We start from the raw sequence: 21,552 nt of genomic DNA, 5'->3' as shown, positions 1-21,552 counted from the left end.
GCCCGAAGCCGGTGCGGCGGCGGCCGCTGCGGCGGATGCGTCGGTTGCAGCCGGCGCCGAAGCTGCCGGAGCAGCGGCAGCCGATGCGTCGGAAGCCGTTGCGGCGGGCGCGGACGCAGCCGCAGCGGACGCCGCGTCGTCGGCGAGCGCGGGGCCGACGCCGGCCGCGATCAGCGAGCCGGCCATCAGCAGGGACATCAGAAGTTTGCGCATCTTGGGTTTCCTCTTGTCGCTTGTCTTGTCTGTTCTGTTACAGCGCGTCAGCGCCCGTCTCCCCGGTGCGAATCCGGATCACTTGTTCGATCGGCGTGACGAAGATCTTGCCGTCGCCGATCTTGCCGGTGCGCGCGGCCCGCTCGATCGCCTCGACCGCCTGGTCGACGAGATCGTCGGACACGGCCGCCTCGATCTTCATCTTCGGCAGGAAATCGACCACGTATTCGGCGCCGCGATACAGCTCGGTATGCCCTTTCTGGCGCCCGAACCCTTTCACCTCCGTCACCGTGATACCCGAGACGCCGAGCGCCGACAGCGCTTCGCGCGTCTCATCTAGCTTGAACGGCTTGATGATTGCGGTAATGAGTTTCATGAAGTCCTCTCGCTGGGTTGTCCCGTCGAATTGGTTGGAATGTTGTAACGGACTCTTCTCAGCAACTCGCATGCCATGTTCGTCCGAGCGCCGTCTCGAAGGGCTCCGTAACGGGGTCGCATCCCGTGATGTAAGGTGCGAAAGCCCGGCCGAATGGCCAACATGGCCCGGTTTGCTGGCGCGGCGAAAGGATCGTTGCTAGAGTGCACGCACGTCCCGGCTCGCCGGGACATTCACCCATGCGGGCGCCATGCCCGGAATTCGCGCTCCGGGCGCACCATTTCCGGTCATGCGTGCATCATGGGCACGTACGCAACTGAAGATGCACAATTTTTGTGCAAGGAAGGGAAATCACATGAAGCAACCCAGCGACGTTTTCCACGATCTGCAGTCGCGCGTCAGCGATCTGCTGAAGAACTCGCCGGCCAAGGACGTCGAGCGCAACGTGAAGGCCATGCTGTCGCAAGGCTTCTCGAAGCTCGATCTCGTCACGCGCGAGGAATTCGACACGCAGGCGCAGGTGCTCGCCCGCACCCGCGTGCGCCTCGAGGAACTCGAAAAGCGCGTCGCGGAGCTCGAGCAGAAGCTCGCGGCACCGCAGGCCTGACGCCCGCCGCCCCGAAGCCGTACCGCCGTTCTTCGTAGTCCGTCGTTCTTCGCAGCTCCCCGCTCTTCGCCGTTCATCGCTCTTCGCAGTCCGTCGTTCCGCAGTCCCTCGTTCTTTTCCCGCGCCACGCCGGCAAGCGCGCACCGATTCCTCCGATTCCCGCGGCATGCGGCCCCGAACGGCCGTCGCCCGTCTGTTTACAGGAGCCTCGCCATGTCGCTCGCCGTGGTGCGCAGTCGCGCGCCCGCATCCGGCCGCGCGCCGGACGTTACCGTCGAAGTCCATCTCGCCAACGGGTTGCCGTCGTTCTCGATCGTCGGCCTGCCCGATCTCGAAGTCCGCGAAAGCCGCGAGCGCGTCCGCGCCGCGCTGCAGAACTGCGGATTCGAGTTCCCCGTGCGCCGCATCACCGTCAACCTCGCGCCGGCCGATCTGCCGAAGGAGTCGGGCCGGTTCGACCTGCCGATCGCGCTCGGCATCCTCGCCGCGAACGGCCAGATCCCGGCCGACGCGCTGGCCGGCCGCGAATTCGCGGGCGAGCTGTCGCTGACCGGCGCGCTGCGGCCGATGCGCGGCGCGTTCGCGATGGCGTGCGGTGCGGCACGGGACTGGCGCGCGGGCGAAACCGGATCGGGCCCCGGTTCCGGTCCGGGCCCGAATTCGGTCGCCCTGTCCGGCTCCGCGGCAACGGCGCGTCCGCCCGAGCTGTACCTGCCGCTCGACAGCGCGGCCGAGGCGGCGCTCGTGCCGGGCGTCACGGTATTCGGTGCGCCCGACCTGCCCGCGCTGTGCGCACACCTCGCCGATGCGCCCGACGGGCGGCTGATGCCGGTCGCGGCGCCCTGCCTCGACGGCCTGCCGGCGCCAGCCGCGCCCGACCTCGCGGACGTGGTCGGCCAGCGCGGCGCCCGGCGCGCGCTGGAAGTCGCCGCCGCGGGCGGTCATCACATGCTGATGGTCGGCCCGCCGGGGGCCGGCAAGTCGATGCTGGCCGCGCGGCTGCCTGGCCTCCTGCCGCCGCTGACCGACGACGAGGCGCTGACGTCGGCCGCGCTCCTTTCCGCGAGCCGCCTCGGCTTCTCGCCCGCGCAATGGCGCCGGCGGCCGTTCCGCGCGCCGCATCACTCGTCGAGCGCCGCCGCGCTGGTCGGCGGCCGCAACCCGCCGCAGCCGGGCGAAATCACGCTCGCGCACCTCGGCGTGCTGTTCCTCGACGAACTGCCGGAATTCGACCGGCACGTGCTCGAGATGCTGCGCGAGCCGCTGGAAGCCGGCCGCATCACGATCTCGCGCGCGGCTCAGCAAGCCGACTTCCCGGCCGCGTGCCAGTTGATCGCCGCGATGAACCCGTGCCCGTGCGGCTGGCACGGCGATCCGTCAGGGCGCTGCCGCTGCACGCCGGACGTCGCCGCGCGCTACCTGCGCAAGCTGTCGGGGCCGCTCGTCGACCGCATCGACATCCAGATCGACCTGCCCGCGCTGTCGCCGGCCGAACTCGCGTCGCGCGCGTCGGCGCCCGGCGAGCCGAGCGCCGCGGTGGCCGCGCGGGTTGCGCAGGCGCGCGCGCTGCAGCTTGGCCGGCAGGGCAAGACGAATCACATGCTGAGCGGCCGCGAGACCGACGATCTGTGCCGGCCGACCGACGAAGGCGAACGGCTGCTGCGCGAGGCCGGCGAGCGCTTCGGCTGGTCGGCGCGCGCGTATTTTCGCGTGCTGAAGGTCGCGCGGACGATCGCCGATCTGGCCGGCGACCCGCTGCCGACGGCCGCGCAGATCGCCGAGGCGATCCGCTACCGGCGCGTGCTTACGGCGCTCTGAGCGCCCCCGGAGGACAAAATCCGGCTGCCGAGACTTGATCTATGCACAATTTCGCGAATCCGGCCCCGGATTGCAGCTCGCCGGGGCCCGCTCATCGAAAAATTCGCATCTCTTTGTTTTATTTATTTTTCAAAAAACCAGACGAATTGCAAAACGGGGTGGAGGGTCGCCCGACGCGGTTCGGCAGCCGCGCGAAATCACGCTGTTCCTCGACGAACTTGAGGTTAGGTGTTCTTTTAGGTTGTATGTCTGCTTTATATATCTATCGAGACACTTTGGGGGATACCGGGGGGACTGCTGGTGCCCTGCACAAGGGAGCCTTAGTCATCATTCATTTCAAATCGGGTCAATCAGTCGACCGCACAATTCGAACGACTACAGTCGAGGCGCTTATGCGCCGCCCCTCTTACAGGCCGTATCTAGTCAAAGAACTCAATCCGTGGTTCTGACCGCATAGGCGTAAGCGCGATTGGAGTGCAGCCGATTACGCGCGATTACATCCTGCCAGCTCGATCGCCCGCAGGCACTTCCCTGGCAACCGATTACGGGATAGACGCCATAATTTCCTCAAGTGTCGTTTACACAATTTCCGGATATCGACTCCAGGAAAATCGGACGTTTGGAATCTATATTTTTATCTTATTTATTGCAACCCCATGTACGTTAAACAATTGTTACGCCAAGGCAGTGCCACGGCAAAATTACAAATGAAAACGATATAACGCGAACCCAAGCCAAGTGCGAGCCTCATGAAAAATGCTGAAAACTCATTTTGCCGATCACTTTTCTCCTGCGAAGATTCGAGGCAAAAGCCCACAGTCGATGGCTCGCGCATACGAGCCGCTTAATTCGTCCGATAGCCCGATAATAGCCGGCACACGGATTCCGTCGCTGCCTCGTTAGCATCGACCGTATCAGTGTGTTGCATCGGCTTCACACAGAGCTCGCCGACCCACGTCACGGGCCACTCACTCAAGCCACCGCCAGCGATGTATTCCACATCAGCTCGCCCTGGGCGGTGATTCCGGCGAGCCGTGCAGGCTGCGGGGCACTTTGCCATTCGACCCGTTGGTCCAGTGCGCCCGGCGCTTGAATAACCCAGTAAAACTCCCCGACGACCAACCCGTCTCTTTGCACCATCTCACACCTTGCGCAAAATCGCTTCGTCAACACGATGGTAGCCGAGATCGTCGGCAGACAAACGTCGCCAGTGATTTTCTTGTCGAAATTCCCATCGAATCTCACTATTTGCGCCGCAAGGTCGAAAACACCATTATGGATTTTCGCCGACAATTTGCAAGGACGTTAACCGGGATCGGATCACTCATGAAAAAAGACCCGTCCACCGATATTCTCATCGAGATGGCGCCCATACCCGGCCAAGGAAAATTTCATCACTTTCAAGAGCACTCATTTCAGGGCCAGATAATCTGGCCACCGAAAACTCAACCTGTCAACGTTAACAGCTACTCTTTTATCTTCTCGGCGAGTGGAATCAACGAAAATTCGCGGGCCTGCCGTTTAGATCCTAGAATTATCGAAAACCAACGTCGGCACCTACCATTTAAGGCGGGCATATGGACCGGGGATTTCCATCGCAAGCGGTTACGGTGGCTGCAAATCAAACTTGGCACTCGACGGGAATCACGGTTGACGGCGACCTTGGCGTGACCATCGCCTATCAAACCGGCATGTGGCAAGTGGATGACGACGGCGTGGACTACGATGCGAACGGTAACCCGATGTACGACGCCTCCAGCAGCGGTGCTCCGTTACCCGGCTGCGCGGTAGGCGGGCTTGTCGGGCGCATCGGCACGGGCCATCCGTTCTGGGTCGGCGACGGTCCCACGGTAGTTCCGAAAGGCGAGTCGGGCCCGCTCGAGCTGGTCATCAATGACGATCTGACCAAGGACATGAGCGCCAATATCGGCAGCGTCACCGTATTCGTCTATCTCAGCAACACCGCTCCCGACCTGTCGATACCGCTCGTCAGCGACCCGCAGCAAATCGTGCCATGCATTCCGGCCAGGAAACTCATGCCGCTGCAGTACTTGATTGGCACGTGGACTAACCAACCGCTGGGCAGCTCCGGCAAAGGCGGCCCCGACTGTCCGTTCTCATACAACGTGATGCCCTTGCCGCAAGCCGATCCCTCGTCGCCCCTGGGCTATTTCCTCAAGAACTTCGCCTATTACGAGGAGCTGACCTTTACCGCCATTCATGGTCCGGTGCTCAATCGCAACGGCAACGGTGCACAGGTCGCCTATACGCTTTTCTATGAGCAGCGCGTCTACTTCGCGGGGGGCTCCAACAAGGACGCCCTGGTACATGCCGAAAACGGCTCCCTCTTGCTGCTGGCCGACCAGGAGCAGCCTCTCGGTCCGTACGGAAATGGTTTCAGTGAAGGCTTGGGCAATCAGACTGTCGCATTCAGCGTTGCGCCCACTCAGGCGTTCAACCTCGCCAAGCAGATGTCAGTCCCGCACGGCAACTCGATCCTTGCCCTGGGTTCATACGCCACTGGCACCGGAGTCCCGATCATTCCACCGGCGGCGGTGCTGCCTTCGGAGGACGTCGACAGCTTTCCGTACTTCTGGAAGAACGCGGCAACGAATCCGAATCTGACCTACACGTCAAATCCGAACCAAGCGCTCGTTGACGCGCTCGCCATCCAAGCACCGAGCGATTTCATAACGTTGGCCGTCAGCTCTTCCAACGGAAACGGCGCTGTCAGCAATATCGGCTTCGAACAAAAGAACAGCAATGTCACCGCCTACGACTTTACCTGCTGGCTGGAAAGTTTCGATGGGGGAACCAGCTTTCCGCAGCTGCAATACACCCAGACCATCACGATGCTCCTGACGGTACGCGGCGGCCGCGTGTCCTTCCCGCATGTGACGGTCAATACGTTGACGAAGAAATCATCATGACCGACCTGGAGAAATGAGCATGTCCCATCTCGACTCAACGGACAAAGATATTCCCGTGCGCCCCCTCAGCGAAGCAGAGCAACGCCTGGTGCGCCATATCGACGAGCATTGGAATCGCGCCCGCGCATTGACGGAATTGCGCGACGGGTTGCAGACCGCGGTCGAGATCGAACTGGCGACGGTGCCGCTCTATTTGTTCGCCTACTACTCGATCAACCGCACCCCGGAAGGCTTTCCGGCAACGGACCTGTCCCGCTTCGCCGGCCAGGCGGGGGGCATCATGATGAGCGTGGCTGTCGAGGAAATGCTGCATTTGTCCTTGTCGTCCAACATGCTTTATTCGCTCGGCGTACAGCCCCAACTCTATTTGCGCTCGCCCTCACCGTACCCGACCGACCTCCCCGGTCATGCGAGGCTCGGCCCGGACCGTAAGCCAATGGCGCTTCCGCTGGCTAAATTCTCGTCCGAGCAGTTATGGCATTTCCTCGAAGTCGAATACCCGGCCGCAGCGGACGCCCCGCCCGAGCTGAACAATTGGCAAACAATCGGCCAGATCTATTCCTACCTTCGGTGCATCATTAGCTCGCAGCACATCACCGACGACGATTTCAAAGCGGGGCGGGCGCCGGCCCAGATCCAGCCGTCCAACTATTCGCCGAACAATATCGACTCGGTCTATCCGACTGCCAGCTTCAATTTCGGTTGCCCGGTACCGACACCGGTTGGCGGCTCCGCGGCGAACGCAGCCGCCTATGCGAGCCGCGGCGACAGCCATGCCGGCCGCAGCGCGCTGATGACCATTGCGTCACGCCAAGATGCTTTGAAGGCGATCCAGACGATCGACGCCGAAGGCGAAGGCTTCGGCCCTCACAAGTTCGACGATGAGTCGCATCACGAACTCTCGCATTACTACAAGTTCCTGACTTTGCAATCGCAACTCGCAGGCTACGATCCCCACGACGAAAAACTGCGGAACCTGCCGCCTCCTCCGCCGCCGGCGGCACGTCAGTTCGGCCGCGAAGAGCTGGCAAAAATCATGTTCGATTTTCCCGACAATCCGGTGGCCGCCGCATACCCGCCTGGGCGCCGCGAGCTCGCCGACATCGTCAGCGGCCTATATCAGTACATGCTGATCATGACCGAGAGCATCTTCCTCATCGAACCAAGTCAGCAGAAGCTGTATTTCAATCAGACGCTGCACCGATCGATGATTTGGATCCTGGATAAGGTCATCCAGGCCATGCGGAAAATCCCCTTGTCCGGGACCGACAGCTACCCCAGCACTTTAAAGTTGGCGCCGACTTTCGAGAATATCAATCTTGGCCCGCGTAACCAGGCCTTCGCTACGCTGGTCGCGATGTGTAACCGGATGGACGCCAAATATGGCAGCGAATCCTGGTACAGCAGCGACGCGCAATACTTCGTCGACATGATCCCCTCGTTGCCGGATGTCAGCGGCCTATGGCAGGCGCAGCCCGATCAGCCGACCTTGGGCAAGCCCGGCTGCGATGTCAGTAAGTATCAGGGCATTCCAGTGTTCCCCGCGGCGCCGCCCGCGCCGGGCGTGTTACTGCCTGGCGAGGTACGGCATGCCTGCATGGGACTGAATCAATGCAAGGGGCAAGGCCGTACTCGTGACAATGCGTGCGCGGGCCAAGGGTATTGCTCGACCGCGCTTGAATTCAATTTTGCCGAACCGAACTCGCCAAGCGTATCGGATCACACCTGTCGCGTCCAAAACGCGTGTGCGGGTCAAGGTGGTTGTGGCCTGTATGGCACAGGACGGGAGCAGGAAGCGCCTGGTGCGAACGCTTGCGCCACACAAGGCTGCTGTGCCACGCCGATCAATGCCGAGCGCTTCAGCACCGACGGGCGCAACCGTGGCAAGAGCGTCTGGCTGCGTGCACGTGAAGTGTTCGCCGAGCAAACCTGGCCCGAACTGCGCAAGAAAAACGCGGCGTTGCCGCCCCAGCCGCCACAGCCGCCGCATCCCGAATTGTTCCAGTACGGCCCGACCATCGAATGGATCCAGGAATATAGCGGTCATGGCATGACGGCGTGCGGCTCCAGCGGCATGAGCGGCGCCGGCAGCTGCAGCTAAGGAGCGCCGCATGATTGAACTTCGAAGGGGTGCGGCCGGACACCAACTGGGATTCGGTGTCGGGCTGCGCAACCAGCATTTCGACCATATCTTGACAACGCGGCCGCCGGTCGATTGGTTCGAAGCGATCTCGGAGAATTTCATGGATTCGGGTGGACGGCCGCGCGCCGTCCTGCGACAGATCGCTGAGCGATATCCGATCGTGCTACACGGTGTGTCGATGTCGATCGGCAGTACCGACCCGCTCGATCGCGACTATCTAGCCCGTTTGCGGCGGCTGGCCGACGAGGTATCGGCGCGCTGGGTCAGCGACCATCTGTGCTGGACCGGCGCGCTCGGGATCAACAGTCATGATCTCCTTCCGCTGCCGCTCAACGAAAGGACGCTCAAGCATGTGAGCGCCCGGGTCGTCGCGGCACAGGAGTTACTGGGACGGCCGTTGGTGTTGGAAAATCCCAGCACCTATGTCCGCTTTCGCCAGTCGACTACGGACGAACCCGCCTTTCTGCGCGAGCTCAGCCGCGCAACGGGCTGCTGGCTGCTTCTCGATGTCAACAACGTTTATGTCAGCTGCTTCAATGCCGGCACCGATCCAATGGATTACCTGAACCAGTTCCCATTCGATCGCGTCGTGCAATTGCATTTGGCGGGACATCAGCATTGCGGCACTCATATCGTCGACACGCATGATCGCCCGGTTTCTCCGGCGGTGTGGAATCTGTTCCGCCTGGCTTGGCAACGCAGCGAGCAAGCTGCCACTTTGCTCGAATGGGATGGCGATGTGCCGGCCTTTGAGCGCGTGCACGCCGAATTGATGCGGGCGCGACAGATCATCGACGGCGACGCGCCCACCCGGGTCGAAGCTACCGGGCGGCCGCAGCCAGACAACGTCGAGGCCGTGTCCACCCCAGTTGCGTTTCTCGTGCCCGAGATCATGAGCAACAGCGCCGTGTGCTCGTCATGAACGCAGGAGACGATCGCTTGCAGTCGCTACAACGCTGGATGCTCGACGCGCTGATCGCGCCGGATGGCACCGATGCCGACACCATCGCCGACACGTTTCTACCGGGGCCGAATCTGTCATCCGCGGCTTGTCTGTCGATCTATCAGTGCAGCTATATTCTGCGCTTGCGAAAATGTTTGGAAGAGCAGTTTCCCGCCAGCCGCCACACTTTGGGAAGCGCTCTTTTTGCCGATTTCGCCGACGAATATCTGCGGACGTATCCGTCCGACAGCTACACGCTGTACGAACTCGGTCGGCGCTTTCCGAAATGGCTCGAGGACAATCGTCCTGATCGGGACCAACCGCCGGAAAGACGCGAGTCATGGATCGACTTCATGATCGACCTGGCCGCTTATGAGCGCGATTTGTACCGCCTGTTCGACGCACCGGGCCACGAGGGACTGCCCTGGCCCGACGCGTCGGTCGACGATGAGGCACTGATCCTCCAGCCTTGCTTGGCTCTGATCGAGTATCGCTATCCTGTCGCCTGGTATTACCACGAGGTTCGCGCCGGCCGCTCGCCACCGTTTCCCGCTGCCAAGGATTCCTATGCGGTGATCCTGCGTCGCGACTTTCTCACCCACACTTTTCCGGTCACCCGCCTACACCATCGATTCTTGTCGCTGGTGGAACGAACCCGACACGTCCCAACATCGATAAAGGCAATCGCGGTCGAGGCGGAGTATCCCGTTGATGAGGTATGGCGATCCTGGCGCCACGAGGTACGCCACCCTTGGCTAGAGGCGGGCTTCTTCATCGAGAGGGCGGTACTGGAAAGCTAACGGAACGCTGCCAGGCTTTAGATTCGTGCAGCAACGGAGGAATGCGGGTGCCTCCGATGACTCTCAGCGGCCATGAAGAGACATTGGACGAACTCAGAAGGACTGTCGACAATCCACCCCTCGTCTGCGGCGGCTCGATGGCGGACTCGTTAGTGTATTCACGCTATCCGCTACCCGCGCGTGCTTACGGCGCTCTGAGCGCCCCCCCCGGAGGACAAAATCCGGCTGTCAAGACTTGACTTATGCACAATTTCGCGAATCTGACCCCGGATCACGGCTTGCCGGGGCCTTTCCGGCACGGAATCCATATCTCTTTGTTTTTATTGACTTTTCGCAAAACATGAACAAGCCGCGAAACGGGCCGGAGGGCCGTCTGGCGCGGCTTGGCGGGAAATCCGGCCGACTTTTCAACAAAGTTATCCACATGCGCTGTGGATAGCCGAAAAAACCTCGCAAAATCCGGCGACTAGCGCCGAAAGCTGCGAATGAACTTTCGGTTGCCACACCGTGTCTGATCGCCCTCTCCGGCCGTCGTCAGTCGAGTTTGAACGAGCCGAAAAACTGGTCGAACTGCTCCTGGGCGATCGGGCCGTCGGCGATCACGACAGCCTGGTACGCGTGCCGGCCGCGCGCGGCAAGCCGCGCGACGATCGTCTTGCGCGCGCGATCGCCGCCGGCGGCCGCGCCCGCGATGCGCAGCTCGAGCCCGTTCACCGCGCCGCCGGCCGCCAGCGGCACGGGCACCGAAGCCGTCTGCGGCGCGCCTTCGAGATTGCGCGACAGCCCGGCGCGCAGGAACTCGAGCGCCGCGCGGCGCGTGTCGTCGCGGTCGTCGGGCAGCGTCAGCGTGCCGACCGCGAACACCGCGCCGTCGACGTGCGCGGCCTGCATCCGCATCGGCATCGACGTGCCGCCGATCGCAACCGGCTGCTCCTCGACGGTCGGCTTCGCCGGCAGGTCGATCGTGTAGCCGACTTCGTTGTGCAGCGTGCGCCAGTCGTACGACGGCGAGCACGCGGCCAGCACGGCGCTCGCGCAGGCAAGCGCGGCGAAGTGTCGCAGCGGACGAAACAGGGGGCGCAACGAATCGAAGACTTCCTTCGGCATGGCGTGGATCGGGCAGGCAAAACGGCCATTATCCGCCGAACGTGAAAACCGGGATGCGTGGCCGCCGCCGGTGCGCGCACCGCATTCGCGCTAAAATAAGCGCCGAATTTCGACGTCCTTTGCATCGATCCGCGTCATCGACCGACTCCGAGAGCACCGCAGATGAACACCACGCCTCCCGCCCGCCGCAGCGCCGGCCCCGCCCGCTACATCGTCGCGGCCGTCGTCGTCGCGGCCATCGCCGTAGCCGGCTTCTTCGCGTTCAACGGCAAGTCCAGCGCGCCGGACGCGACGTTCACGCTGCTGTCGGGCCAGAAAGTCTCGACCGCCGGCGACCTGAAGGGCAAGGTCTATCTCGTGAACTTCTGGGCGACGAGCTGCGCGACCTGCATGCAGGAAATGCCGCAGATGGTCGATACCTATAACCGCTTCAAGGGTCAGGGGCTGGAATTCGTCGCGGTCGCGATGAACTACGATCCGCCGATGTACGTCGCGAACTACGCGCAGACGCGTCAGCTGCCGTTCAAGGTCGCGCTCGACGACGGCAGCGTCGCGAAGCAGTTCGGCAACGTGCAGCTCACGCCGACGACCTTCGTCGTCGACAGGAACGGCAAGATCCTGAAGCGCTACGTCGGCGCACCGCAGTTCGCGGAACTCGACGCGCTGCTCAAGAAGGCGCTCGACAGCAACGCGGCTTGAGCGCCGCCCGACAACGGCTCGAAGGGCAGCGCGCAGCGCCCTTCCCCTCCAACGGACCGCACGACCGGCCAGCCCGGTTCCGCGGTCCGTTTGCTTTTCAGCGCTCGGTTTCGCCTTTCGCCGACAGCCCGTAGCGCTTCATCTTCTCGTAAAGCGTCGCCTTGCCGACATGCAGCCGGTCGGCCGTCGCGGCGACCGCGCCGCCCGTCTGGTTCAGCGCCTCGGCGATCACCGCGCGCTCGAACTGCTCGATGCGCTCCTTCAGCGTCTGCTCGTTGTCGGCAGCGTCGCCGCCCGCGCCCGTTTCCTGCGGCATGTCGGCCACGCCGAGCACGAAACGGTCGGCCGCGTTGTGCAGCTCGCGCACGTTGCCGGGCCAGTCGCGCTGCATCAGGCTCGCGCGCTGCCGGTCGGTCAGCACGGGCGCGGGCCGCCCGTAGCGCACGGCCGCATCGAGCATGAAGTGCTCGAACAACGGCACGATGTCCTCGCGGCGCTCAGCGAGCGGCGGCAGCGCGATCGTCACGACGTTGAGCCGGTACAGCAGGTCGCGCCGGAACGTGCCGGCCGCGACGAGCTCGCTCATGTCGCCCTTCGCGGCCGCGACGACGCGGCAGTTCACGCGGATCGGCTGGTTCGAGCCGAGCCGCTCCAGCACGCCGTCCTGCAGCACCCGCAGCAGCTTCACCTGCAGCGCGAGCGGCATGCTTTCGATTTCGTCGAGGAACAGCGTGCCGCCGGACGCGTATTCGAGCTTGCCGACGCGCCGCTTCGCGGCGCCGGTGAACGCGCCGGGCTCGTAGCCGAACATCTCCGACTCGAACATCGGCTCGGGCAGCGCGCCGCAATTCACCGCGATGAACGGCTTGTCGCGGCGCGGCGACAGCTCGTGCAGGCTGCGCGCGATCAGTTCCTTGCCGGCGCCGGTGTCGCCGTTGATCAGCACCGACGCGTCGGTGGGCGCGACGTTCGCGATCAGCTTGCGCACCTGCTCGATCGCGGGGCTGCGGCCGATGATGCGCGGCGCGACGACGTTCTGCCCGGCCAGTTCGCGCCGCAGCGCATGGTTCTCGAGCACGAGCTCGCGCCGCTCGAGCGCACGGCGCACCGTCTCGATCAGGCGCTCGGCCGCGAACGGCTTTTCGATGAAGTCGTATGCGCCGTCGCGCATCGCCTGCACGGCCATCGAGATGTCGCCGTGCCCGGTGACGAGGATCACGGGCACGTCGGGCACGCGCTCGCGGCACTGCGCGAGCACGTCGAGCCCGCTTGCGCCGGGCAGCCGGATGTCGCTGACGATCGCGCCCGCGGTGTCCGCGACGATCGCCTTCTCGGCCGCTTCGGCCGACTCGAAGCCGGCGACGTCGAAGCCCGCCAGTTGAAGGCTCTGCACGCTCGCCCGGCGAACGAGCGCATCGTCTTCGATATAGATCACTTGCAGCCGGTTGGCCATCGTACTCACTTGCTCCTGACGGGCCGCGCGGCAGGGTTGCGCGCGCGGCGGCGTTGATGCCGGTCGTTCGCCGACCGGGCCTAGTGCGAGCCCGCCGGCTCGGACACGGAGTCCGGATGATGCGTGCGCGCGCGCCGCAGCGTCAAGACGAACAGCGCGCCGCCCGACGGCGCGTTGCGCGCGGTCAGCGCACCGCCCGCGTCGCTCGCGATCGACGACGAGATCGCGAGGCCGAGCCCGAGCCCGCGCCCCATTTCCTTGGTCGTGAAGAACGGCTCGAACAGGCGCGGCAACAGGTCGGGCGCGATGCCGGGGCCGTTGTCGCGCACCTCGACCGCGAGCGTCGCAGCCGACACCGCGATCGTCACTTCGATCGCGGGCGCCGCGATGCCCGCGACCGCGTCGAGCGCATTGCCGAGCAGGTTGATCAGCACCTGCTCGAGGCGCAGGTCCTCGCAACGCGCGACGAGCTCGGGGTAGTCGCGCGCCAGATCGAGCGGCACGCCGTGCGCGGGCGATACGGTCGCGTCCTGCAGCGTCAGCGTGAGCGCGACGCCGCGCAGGCGATCGCCGAGCAGCGACAGCACGCTGCGCAGCGCACGCACGACGAGCGCCCGCTCGTTGCGCGGCTTCGCGCGGCCGACGAACAGCTTCAGCTGGTTCGTGATCTTGCCCATCCGCTCGGTGAGCGCGGCGATCGCCTCGAGGTTCTCGCGCGCGGCCGCCTGCTCGCCGCGATCGAGCAGCACGCGCGTGTTGTCCGAGAAGCTGCGCAGCGCCGCGAGCGGCTGGTTCAGTTCGTGCGTGATGCCGGCCGCCATCTGGCCAAGCGCGGCCAGCTTGCTCGCCTGGATCAGTTCGTCGTGCGCCGCGCGCAGCTCCTGCTCCGCGCGGATCCGGTCGCCGACTTCCTTCTGCAACTGCTCGTTCGCTTCCGACAGGTCGGCCGTGCGCTCCTCGACGCGCCGGTTCAGCTCCGCGTACGCCTGCTGCAACAGCGCGCGGCCGCGGATCATTTCGCGCACGCGCGCGCGGCGCATCCGCCAGTAGAACGCGAGCAGCGCGACCGACACGAAGCCGAAGCCCGTGACGATCGTCGCGTTGCGCGCATCGGCGTCGATGGGCGCGATCGGCGCGAGCGTGACGAGCAGCCAGTCGGGCTCGCCGATCCGCCGCTTGCTGGCCAGGAAACGCGGCGCGCGCAGGCCCGCGCCGAGGCGCACGATCTCCGCATCGGCGCCGAGCGTCTGCTCGATGCGCAGCGGCAGCGGCGTGACGGGCTGCTGCGCGTACTGGCGCGTCTCGTAGATCGACGCGGCCACGGGCCCCGTCAACGGCCGCAGCGTGTGGTACTTCCACGCGGGCACCGACGACAGGAACACGACGCCGTGATCGTCCGCGACGACGAGCGGCTCGGACGCATCGGCGCCCTGGAACCATTCGAGATTGAGCTTCACGACGACGACACCCGCGATCTTGCCGTCGCGCCACACGGGCTGCGAGATGTAGTAGCCGGGATCGCGCGAGATCGTGCCGATCCCGAAGAAGCGGCCGACCCGGCCGTTCATCGCGTCGAGGAAGTAGGGGCGGAAACGGTATTCGATCCCGACGAAGCTGTCGGGCGCACGCCAGTTGCTGGCGGCGACGCACAGGCCGTCCGCGCCGATCACGTAGGTGACGGTCGCGTGCGCGTGTTCGTTGAGATCTTCGAGATAGCGGTTGACGCGCGCGGTGTAGTCGCCGCGCTTCGGCTCGGCGAGCAGGTCCTGCACATACGGATGGCTGCCGAGCAGATAGGGCAGCGATTCGTAGCGGTCGAGCGTGCTCTTGAGCGCGTTGGTGGTGCGGTCGACGCGCACCGCGGCGTTGCGCTGCAGCTCGGCGACGCCGCGCTGCCAGGTAATCGTCCACGTCAGTGCGCACGCCGCGACGAGCGCGGCGGCAAGCACGACGAGGATGAGCAGGCGGCGCGTCACGGTCGAGGCTTCCTGGCGATGCGGATCGCCTATTGTGTCATAGGCCTCCCTGTCAACGCCTCGGCCGCCGCGGGCGGTGCCGCCGGCGGGCGGTCCCGCCGCCTGCTCCTTCATGACGTCAGACGCCGGCCGTCTCGGTCGCCGAAACCTCGCCGCCGCCCTTCAGCGCCTGGCGCAGCTTGTTGCGGTCGAGCTCCTTCTCCCAGGCCGACACGACGACCGTCGCGACGCCGTTGCCGACGATGTTGGTCAGCGCGCGGCATTCGCTCATGAAGCGGTCGATGCCGAGGATCAGCACCATACCCGACAGCGGGATCGTCGGCACGACGGCCAGCGTCGCGGCGAGCGTGATGAAGCCTGCGCCCGTCACGCCGCTCGCCCCCTTCGACGTCAGCATCGCGACCGCCAGCAGCGTGAGCTGCTGCATCCACGTCAGTTCGATGTTGGTCGCCTGCGCGATGAACAGCACGGCCATCGTCATGTAGATGTTGGTGCCGTCGAGGTTGAACGAATAGCCGGTCGGCACGACGAGGCCGACGACCGAACGCGAGCAGCCGGCCTTCTCGAGCTTTTCCATCAGCTGCGGCAGCGCGGCTTCCGACGAGCTCGTGCCGAGCACGATCAGCAGCTCTTCCTTGATGTAGGACACGAAGCGGATGATCGAGAAGCCCGTGAAGCGCGCGATCGCGCCGAGCACGACGAGCACGAACACGACCGACGTCAGGTAGAACGTGCCGATCAGCTTGAGCAGCGGCACCAGCGAGCCGACGCCGTACTTGCCGATCGTGAACGCCATCGCGCCGAACGCGCCGATCGGTGCCAGCTTCGTGACGATGTGCACGATGCCGAACAGCACGCGCGTGAGCCCGTCGATGAAGTCGGTAACGACCTTGCCGCGTTCGCCGAGGTGCGCGAGCACGCTGCCGAACAGCAGCGCGATCAGCAGGATCTGCAGGATTTCGCCCTGCGCGAACGCGTCGACCATCGTGTTCGGGATGATGTGCATCAGGAAGTCGACCGTCGACTGCCCGTGCGCCTTCGCCGCGTACGACGCGACGGCCTTGCCGTCGAGCGTCGCCGGATCGATGTTGAAGCCGACGCCCGGACGCAGGATGTGCGTGGCCGCGAGGCCGAGCAGCAGCGCGAAGGTCGACACGACCTCGAAGTACAGCAGCGCCTTGCCGCCGACGCGGCCGACCTTCTTCATGTCCTCCATGCCGGCGATGCCGGTGACGACCGTACAGAAGATGATCGGACCGATCACCATCTTGATCAGCTTGATGAACCCGTCGCCGAGCGGCTTCATGTCGGTGGCGAGCGCCGGGTAGTAGTGGCCGAGGATCACGCCGACGATGATGGCGAAGATCACCTGCACATAGAGCACTTTGTAGAAGGGTTTCTTCTTCACGATGGTTCCTGCTGAAGTAGATGAGCCGGTGGAAACGGCGTCACGCGCGCAGGCGAATGCCAGGGGAGTCATTCGCCCGCGCGGCTGCCGTGCCGCAACAAGCGATGCCTCACGACATCCGGAGGGGGAGGAAGGCAGTGGTCATCGATTGTCTCCTGTCGACCCGAGTCAGCGCTTCAGCGCTTACTTGGGTCCCATGCAACGCTTGGTTTAATAGTCAGGCCGAGTGGGCGGCCATGCGTTTTATATCGCAAGGTCGATGCCAGGTTTCCGTAACCCCTCAAACCATTGTTTTTATTGTATTTCTCATAATGCGGCAGGCAAGGAAATCCGGGATTCCGGATTTCCGGAAAATATCCGTCCGGCGATCCGGACGGATGGGGCTTTAGTCAGACCAATCAGTGCTGCACGGCCTCGCCGGCCAGCAGGCCGGTTTGCGCGTAGAACTCCTGCTGCGCGAACGCGTCGCGCTCGCGCCGTGCGCGCTCGCTGCGATCCGCGAGCGAGCCGGCGACGATCCCGACGAACGCGAGCGGCACCGACACGAGCGCCGGGTTGTCGAGGAACACCGGCGCGTGCGCGTGGTGCAGCACGTCGACCCACACCGACTTCGACAGCACCGTGAGCGCCACCGCCGACACGAGGCCGAGGCCGCCGCCGAGCACCGCGCCGCGCGTCGTCATCCCGCGCCAGAAGATCGACATCGCGAGCACCGGGAAATTCGCGCTCGCGGCCACCGCCGCGACGAGCCCGACCATGAACGCGACGTTCACGTGCTCGAACAGGATCGACAGCCCGATCGCGACGGCCGACAGCACGATCGTCGCCGCGCGCGAGATGCGCATCTCGAGGCGCTCGTCGGGCTTGCCGCGCGCCCACATCTGCGCATACAGGTCGTGCGAGATCGTCGTCGCGCCGGCGAGCGTCAGGCCCGCGACCACCGCGAGGATCGTCGCGAACGTGACGGCCGCGATAAAGCCGTAGAACCAATTCCCGCCGACCGCCTGCGCGAGCTTCACCGCGACCATGTTCGAGCCGCCGAGCAGGTCATGCGTGAGGTTGAACGTGCCGTTCGCGCCGAGCTTGAAGAACTCGGGATGCTGCGCGAGCAGCACGATCGCCGAGAAGCCGATCACGAAGGTCAGCAGGTAGAAGTAGCCGATGAAGCCGGTCGCGTAGAGCACCGACTTGCGCGCCTCCTTCGCGTTCGGCACCGTGAAGAAGCGCATCAGGATGTGCGGGAAGCCGGCCGTGCCGAACATCAGCGCGATGCCGAGCGACAGCGCGTTGGCCGGATCGCGGATCAGCTTGCCAGGCCCCATGATGCCGAGCGCGCCCGGATGCACGGCCACCGCGCGGCGGAACATCTCGTCGACGCTGAAGCCGAATTCGCCGAGCGCGAGCAACACAAGCAGCGTCGCGCCGCACAGCAGCAGCACGGCCTTGATCACCTGCACCCAGGTGGTCGCGGTCATCCCGCCGAAGAACACGTAGACGACCATCAGCACGCCGACGATCAGTTCCGCCGTGCCGTACGACAGCCCGAACAGCAACTGGATCAGCTTGCCCGCGCCGACCATCTGCACGACGAGGTACAGCACGACGATCGTCAGCGCGTTCGCGGAGGTCAGCAGCCGGATCGGCCGCTGCGCGAAGCGGTACGCGACGACGTCGACGAACGTGAACTTGCCGAGGTTGCGCAGCGGTTCGGCGATCAGGAACATCACGAACGGCCAGCCGACCAGAAAGCCGATCGAATAGATGAGCCCGTCGAAGCCGAACATGAACACCATCCCGGACAACCCGAGGAATGACGCGGCCGACATGTAGTCGCCCGCGATCGCGAGCCCGTTCTGCAGCCCGGTGATGCCGCCGCCGGCCGTATAGAAGTCGCGCGTCGAGCGCGTGCGGCGCGCGGCCCAGCGTGTGAGCGCGAGCGTCGCGAACACGAACGCGAAGAACATCCCGATCGCGACCGGGTTCAGCTCGACCTTGTCGGGCATCGGGCCCGCGACCGATACCGCATGGGCGGCGGAGGAAACGAGAATGGCAAGCGCGCCGAGCGCGATCGATGTGCGTCGCATGTCGGCCTCCGTCAGGAACGCTGCAGGATTGCGTCGACCCGGCGGTCGAACGCACGATTCGCGCGCAGCACGTAGCACGCGGTCAAGCCGATCGCGACCAGGATGATCGCGACGCCCGCGGCGATCCCGACCGTCGTCGTCGCGCCGCGATACAGCGGCGCCGCGAGCACGTGCGGCGCGAGCGCGACGAGCAGGATGAAGCCGTAGTAGGTCGCGATCATCAGCGCCGTCAGCGTGAAGCTGAAGCGGCGCCGCGCGCGCACGAGTTGCTGGTAGTCGCGGCGCGCCGTGACCGATTCGATGACGGAAAGCTCCATGTTGTCTCCTGTGTCGACCAGAGTTAGCGCTTTAGCGCTTACTCTGGTCCCATGCTTCGCGGTCGACCGGAGTTGGCGCTTTAGCGCTTGCTCCGGTCCCATGCTTCGCGGTCGACCGGAGTTGGCGCTTTAGCGCTTACTCCGGTCCCATGCTTCGCGGTCGACCGGAATCGGCGCTCGAGCGCCGCCCCCAGTCCCCGCAGGGCCCCTCGTCGTTTCGCGAGGGTTATCTTGTAGATGGCCGGCGCGTCAATCGATCCGCCCGCGCCGCGGCGGCAAAAATCGCGTTACACGATGCGATCCGCACGCAGCCGCGCGACCTCGTCGGCCGACATCCCGAGCCAGCCGCCGAGCACCGCGTCCGTATCCGCACCGAGCACCGGCGGCGCGCCGCGCACCGGCAGCCGCGCGCCGTCGAAGCGGTACGGCGGCGCAAGCACGTCGACACCGCCCGCGACCGGATGCGGCTGCCGCGTGACGAGCCCCGCACTGGTCGCACGCTCGGACCTCAACGCTTCGTGCAATCCGAGCACTTCGCCGCACGGGATGCCCGCGTCGGCGAGCGCCGCAAGCAGCGTCGCGCGCGACCGGCGCGCGAGTTCGCGGCGAAGCTCGGGCAGCAGGTCCGCGCGGTTTTCCGAGCGGCCGAGGTTGGTCTTGTAGCGCGCGTCGGCCGCGAGATCAGGCCGCTCGATCGCCTCGCAGAAGCGCGCGAACTGCGTGTTGTTGCCAACGGTGATCACGAGCGGGCCGTCGGCCGCGTCGAACACGCCGTACGGCACGATCGACGGATGCGCGTTGCCGTAGCGCGGCGGGTCCTCGCCCATCAGCAGCGCGTCGAGCCCGTAGTACGCGGTGATCATCAGCCCGCAGTCGAACAGCGCCATCTCGATGCGCCGCCCGCGCCCGGTCGCATGACGCTCGTACAGCGCGGCGAGGATCGCCTGCGCCGAATACATGCCGGTGAACAGGTCGACCGCCGCGACGCCGAACTTCAGCGGCGGCTGGCCGGCCTCGCCGTTCAGCGCCATCAGCCCGGCCTCGCCCTGCACGACGAGGTCGTAGCCGGGCCGCGCGGCCTCGGCGCCCGAACGGTCGTAGCCGGAAATCGCGCAGTGCACGAGGCGCGGGTTCAGTTCGGCCAGCGCGTCGTAGCCGAGGCCGAGCTTTTCCGCGCCGCCGAACTTGAAGTTGTGGATCAGCACGTCGGCCTGCGCGGCCAGTTCGCACGCGACGCGCTGCCCGGCTTCGGTCTGCAGGTCCACGCAGATCGAACGCTTGCTGCGATTCACGCTGTTGAAATAGGTCGTCTCGGTAGCGCCGATCCGCAACCCCCAGTCGCGCGTGTCGTCGCCGCGCACCGGATGCTCGACCTTGATCACCTCCGCGCCGAAATCGGCGAGCACCATCGCGCACCACGGGCCCGCGAGCACGCGCGAGAAATCGAGCACCTTCACGCCGGCCAGCGGCAATGCGGCCGATTCGTTCGTCATTCTTGTCTCCTCCATTCGCGTTGTCCGCTTTTACTGTTTCGACAGCGCGATGTAGCGTGCGAGATGGTGATCCTCGTCGCCGAGCTGGTGATCGATCATCACGAGACGCTTCGCGTAATGCGACAGCGGCAACTCCCACGTCATCCCGATCCCGCCGTGCAACTGGATGCTCTCTTCGGCGACGAGCGCGCCGATCCGGCCGATGCTGTACTTCGCCGCCGCAAGCGCGCGCTCGCGCACCGCGCGCGGCGCATCGAGCTGCGCAGCCGCGTTGATCACGGCCGAACGCGCCTGCTCGACCTCGAGCAGCAGGTCGGCCATTCGGTGCTGCAGCGCCTGGAAGCTGCCGATCGGCAATCCGAACTGCTTGCGCGTGCGCAGGTATTCGAGCGTGTGCTCCTTCGCAACGTCCATTGCGCCGAGCGCTTCCGCCGACAGCGCGAGCAGCCCGTAGCCGACCACGCGTTCGAGCAGCGCCGCGCCAGCCTCGCCGTCGCCGCTCGGCTCGCCGAGCGCGGCATCGGCCGGCAGCGCAACGCGATCGAAGCGCACCTCGGCCGCACGGCCGCCGTCGATCTTCCGGTAATCGCGCAGCGATACGCCCGGCGCATCGGCCGGCACGACGAACAGGCCGATGCCGGCCGCATCGTCGTCGCGACCGGACGTGCGCGCGCTGACGACGAAGAACGCCGCCTGCGCGGCCTGGTCGACGACGCCCTTCGCGCCCGTCAGCACCCAGCCGTCGCCCGAGCGTTCGGCGCGCGTGCGCACGGTCGTCAGTTCGTAGTGCGAGCCCGGCTCGTCGTGCGCGAACGCGGCGCTCGCGCTGCCGTCGATCAATGCCGCCAGTCTCTCGCGATGCGCATCGCCACCGGCGAGCGACAGCGCGCGGCCCGCAAGCAGCGCGCCGAGGAACGGCTCGACGACGAGCCCGCGCCCGAGGCATTCGAAAACCACGGCGATGTCGAAGCCCGCGCCGCCGAAGCCGCCGTCGGCTTCGGGAAACAGCGCGCCGACCGTGCCGAGTTCGGCAAAGCGCTGCCACATCGCGCGATCGAAGCCTTCGGCCGACTGCGCGATGCGATCGCGCACCGGGAACGCGTACTGTTCGGCGATGAAGCGGTTCAACGTGTCCGCCAGCATCCGGCGGTCTTCTGTGTGCTGGAAATCCATCGTCGCGCTCCT

At 65.3% G+C, this 21,552-nt stretch carries 18 protein-coding genes and 1 pseudogene; 8 read left to right on the top strand and 11 right to left on the bottom strand.

Features of this window, described 5'->3' with window-relative positions; all coding sequences use genetic code 11:
• Positions 1-213, bottom strand: a pseudogene (locus tag ACNQQL_RS30670) (ammonia channel protein); the annotation flags it as partial.
• A 37-nt stretch (positions 214-250) separates the two neighbouring features.
• Positions 251-589, bottom strand: a complete 339-nt coding sequence (locus ACNQQL_RS30665) for a P-II family nitrogen regulator (protein WP_006398175.1) — start codon at positions 587-589, stop codon at positions 251-253.
• A 355-nt stretch (positions 590-944) separates the two neighbouring features.
• Here ACNQQL_RS30665 and ACNQQL_RS30660 point away from each other — a divergent pair, with 355 nt between their 5' ends.
• Both ACNQQL_RS30660 and ACNQQL_RS30655 read left to right on the top strand, forming a co-directional pair.
• Positions 945-1,196 carry an accessory factor UbiK family protein gene (locus ACNQQL_RS30660; RefSeq protein ID WP_034179125.1) on the top strand — a complete coding sequence of 84 codons (252 nt, stop codon included), beginning with the start codon at positions 945-947 and terminating at the stop codon, positions 1,194-1,196.
• A 213-nt stretch (positions 1,197-1,409) separates the two neighbouring features.
• Positions 1,410-3,014: a YifB family Mg chelatase-like AAA ATPase gene (locus ACNQQL_RS30655; protein WP_347067917.1), complete on the top strand. Its 1,605-nt coding sequence runs from the start codon at positions 1,410-1,412 to the stop codon at positions 3,012-3,014.
• A gap of 972 nt (positions 3,015-3,986) precedes the next feature.
• Here ACNQQL_RS30655 and ACNQQL_RS30650 read toward each other — a convergent pair.
• Entirely contained in the window at positions 3,987-4,307 is a 321-nt protein-coding gene (locus ACNQQL_RS30650; protein WP_347067915.1) for a hypothetical protein, read from the bottom strand.
• Between the two features lie 33 nt (positions 4,308-4,340).
• Here ACNQQL_RS30650 and ACNQQL_RS30645 point away from each other — a divergent pair, with 33 nt between their 5' ends.
• From ACNQQL_RS30645 to ACNQQL_RS30625, 5 genes are read left to right on the top strand one after another with little or no spacing between them, the layout of a single operon-like run.
• Positions 4,341-4,685: a hypothetical protein gene (locus tag ACNQQL_RS30645; protein ID WP_347067913.1), complete on the top strand. Its 345-nt coding sequence runs from the start codon at positions 4,341-4,343 to the stop codon at positions 4,683-4,685.
• The gene (locus ACNQQL_RS30640) at positions 4,682-5,944 is read left to right on the top strand and encodes a heme-binding protein (protein WP_347067911.1); all 1,263 of its coding nucleotides are present in this window, start codon (positions 4,682-4,684) and stop codon (positions 5,942-5,944) included. Before ACNQQL_RS30645 ends, ACNQQL_RS30640 begins: the two co-directional genes overlap by 4 nt.
• 19 nt (positions 5,945-5,963) lie before the next feature.
• Entirely contained in the window at positions 5,964-8,045 is a 2,082-nt protein-coding gene (locus ACNQQL_RS30635) for a ferritin-like domain-containing protein (protein WP_347067909.1), read from the top strand.
• 10 nt (positions 8,046-8,055) lie between these two features.
• The gene (locus ACNQQL_RS30630) at positions 8,056-9,009 is read left to right on the top strand and encodes a DUF692 domain-containing protein (RefSeq protein ID WP_072437294.1); all 954 of its coding nucleotides are present in this window, start codon (positions 8,056-8,058) and stop codon (positions 9,007-9,009) included.
• A gap of 17 nt (positions 9,010-9,026) precedes the next feature.
• Positions 9,027-9,830 carry a DNA-binding domain-containing protein gene (locus tag ACNQQL_RS30625; RefSeq protein WP_347067906.1) on the top strand — a complete coding sequence of 268 codons (804 nt, stop codon included), beginning with the start codon at positions 9,027-9,029 and terminating at the stop codon, positions 9,828-9,830.
• Between the two features lie 534 nt (positions 9,831-10,364).
• Here ACNQQL_RS30625 and ACNQQL_RS30620 read toward each other — a convergent pair.
• Positions 10,365-10,937, bottom strand: a complete 573-nt coding sequence (locus ACNQQL_RS30620) for a hypothetical protein (RefSeq protein WP_347067904.1) — start codon at positions 10,935-10,937, stop codon at positions 10,365-10,367.
• Between the two features lie 162 nt (positions 10,938-11,099).
• Here ACNQQL_RS30620 and ACNQQL_RS30615 point away from each other — a divergent pair, with 162 nt between their 5' ends.
• The gene (locus ACNQQL_RS30615; protein ID WP_111016032.1) at positions 11,100-11,636 is read left to right on the top strand and encodes a peroxiredoxin family protein; all 537 of its coding nucleotides are present in this window, start codon (positions 11,100-11,102) and stop codon (positions 11,634-11,636) included.
• 97 nt (positions 11,637-11,733) lie between these two features.
• On the opposite strand, the gene ACNQQL_RS30610 is transcribed toward ACNQQL_RS30615, so the two are convergent.
• The 7 genes from ACNQQL_RS30610 to ACNQQL_RS30580 all read right to left on the bottom strand — a co-directional run bounded on the left by ACNQQL_RS30610 (position 11,734) and on the right by ACNQQL_RS30580 (position 21,540).
• Complete coding sequence (locus tag ACNQQL_RS30610) at positions 11,734-13,089, bottom strand: sigma-54-dependent transcriptional regulator (protein WP_034179129.1); 1,356 nt, start codon at positions 13,087-13,089, stop codon at positions 11,734-11,736.
• An 80-nt stretch (positions 13,090-13,169) separates the two neighbouring features.
• Positions 13,170-15,179, bottom strand: a complete 2,010-nt coding sequence (locus ACNQQL_RS30605) for a sensor histidine kinase (protein WP_347067902.1) — start codon at positions 15,177-15,179, stop codon at positions 13,170-13,172.
• Between the two features lie 4 nt (positions 15,180-15,183).
• Positions 15,184-16,473 (bottom strand): dicarboxylate/amino acid:cation symporter, encoded by a 1,290-nt coding sequence (locus tag ACNQQL_RS30600; protein ID WP_034179131.1) that lies wholly within the window; start codon positions 16,471-16,473, stop codon positions 15,184-15,186.
• A gap of 398 nt (positions 16,474-16,871) precedes the next feature.
• Positions 16,872-18,557 (bottom strand): cation acetate symporter, encoded by a 1,686-nt coding sequence (locus ACNQQL_RS30595; protein ID WP_347067899.1) that lies wholly within the window; start codon positions 18,555-18,557, stop codon positions 16,872-16,874.
• An 11-nt stretch (positions 18,558-18,568) separates the two neighbouring features.
• Positions 18,569-18,874: a DUF485 domain-containing protein gene (locus ACNQQL_RS30590; RefSeq protein ID WP_014895931.1), complete on the bottom strand. Its 306-nt coding sequence runs from the start codon at positions 18,872-18,874 to the stop codon at positions 18,569-18,571.
• A 287-nt stretch (positions 18,875-19,161) separates the two neighbouring features.
• Positions 19,162-20,367 carry a CaiB/BaiF CoA-transferase family protein gene (locus tag ACNQQL_RS30585; protein ID WP_347067897.1) on the bottom strand — a complete coding sequence of 402 codons (1,206 nt, stop codon included), beginning with the start codon at positions 20,365-20,367 and terminating at the stop codon, positions 19,162-19,164.
• A gap of 30 nt (positions 20,368-20,397) precedes the next feature.
• Positions 20,398-21,540: an acyl-CoA dehydrogenase family protein gene (locus ACNQQL_RS30580; RefSeq protein ID WP_347067895.1), complete on the bottom strand. Its 1,143-nt coding sequence runs from the start codon at positions 21,538-21,540 to the stop codon at positions 20,398-20,400.
• Positions 21,541-21,552: the final 12 nt, after the last annotated feature.

It is taken from the genome of Burkholderia sp. LFS061, assembly GCF_047978125.1.
Classification (GTDB): domain Bacteria; phylum Pseudomonadota; class Gammaproteobacteria; order Burkholderiales; family Burkholderiaceae; genus Burkholderia; species Burkholderia pyrrocinia_C.
Note: the sequence above shows the minus strand (reverse complement) of the source record. Positions and strands in the feature narration are given on the sequence as shown.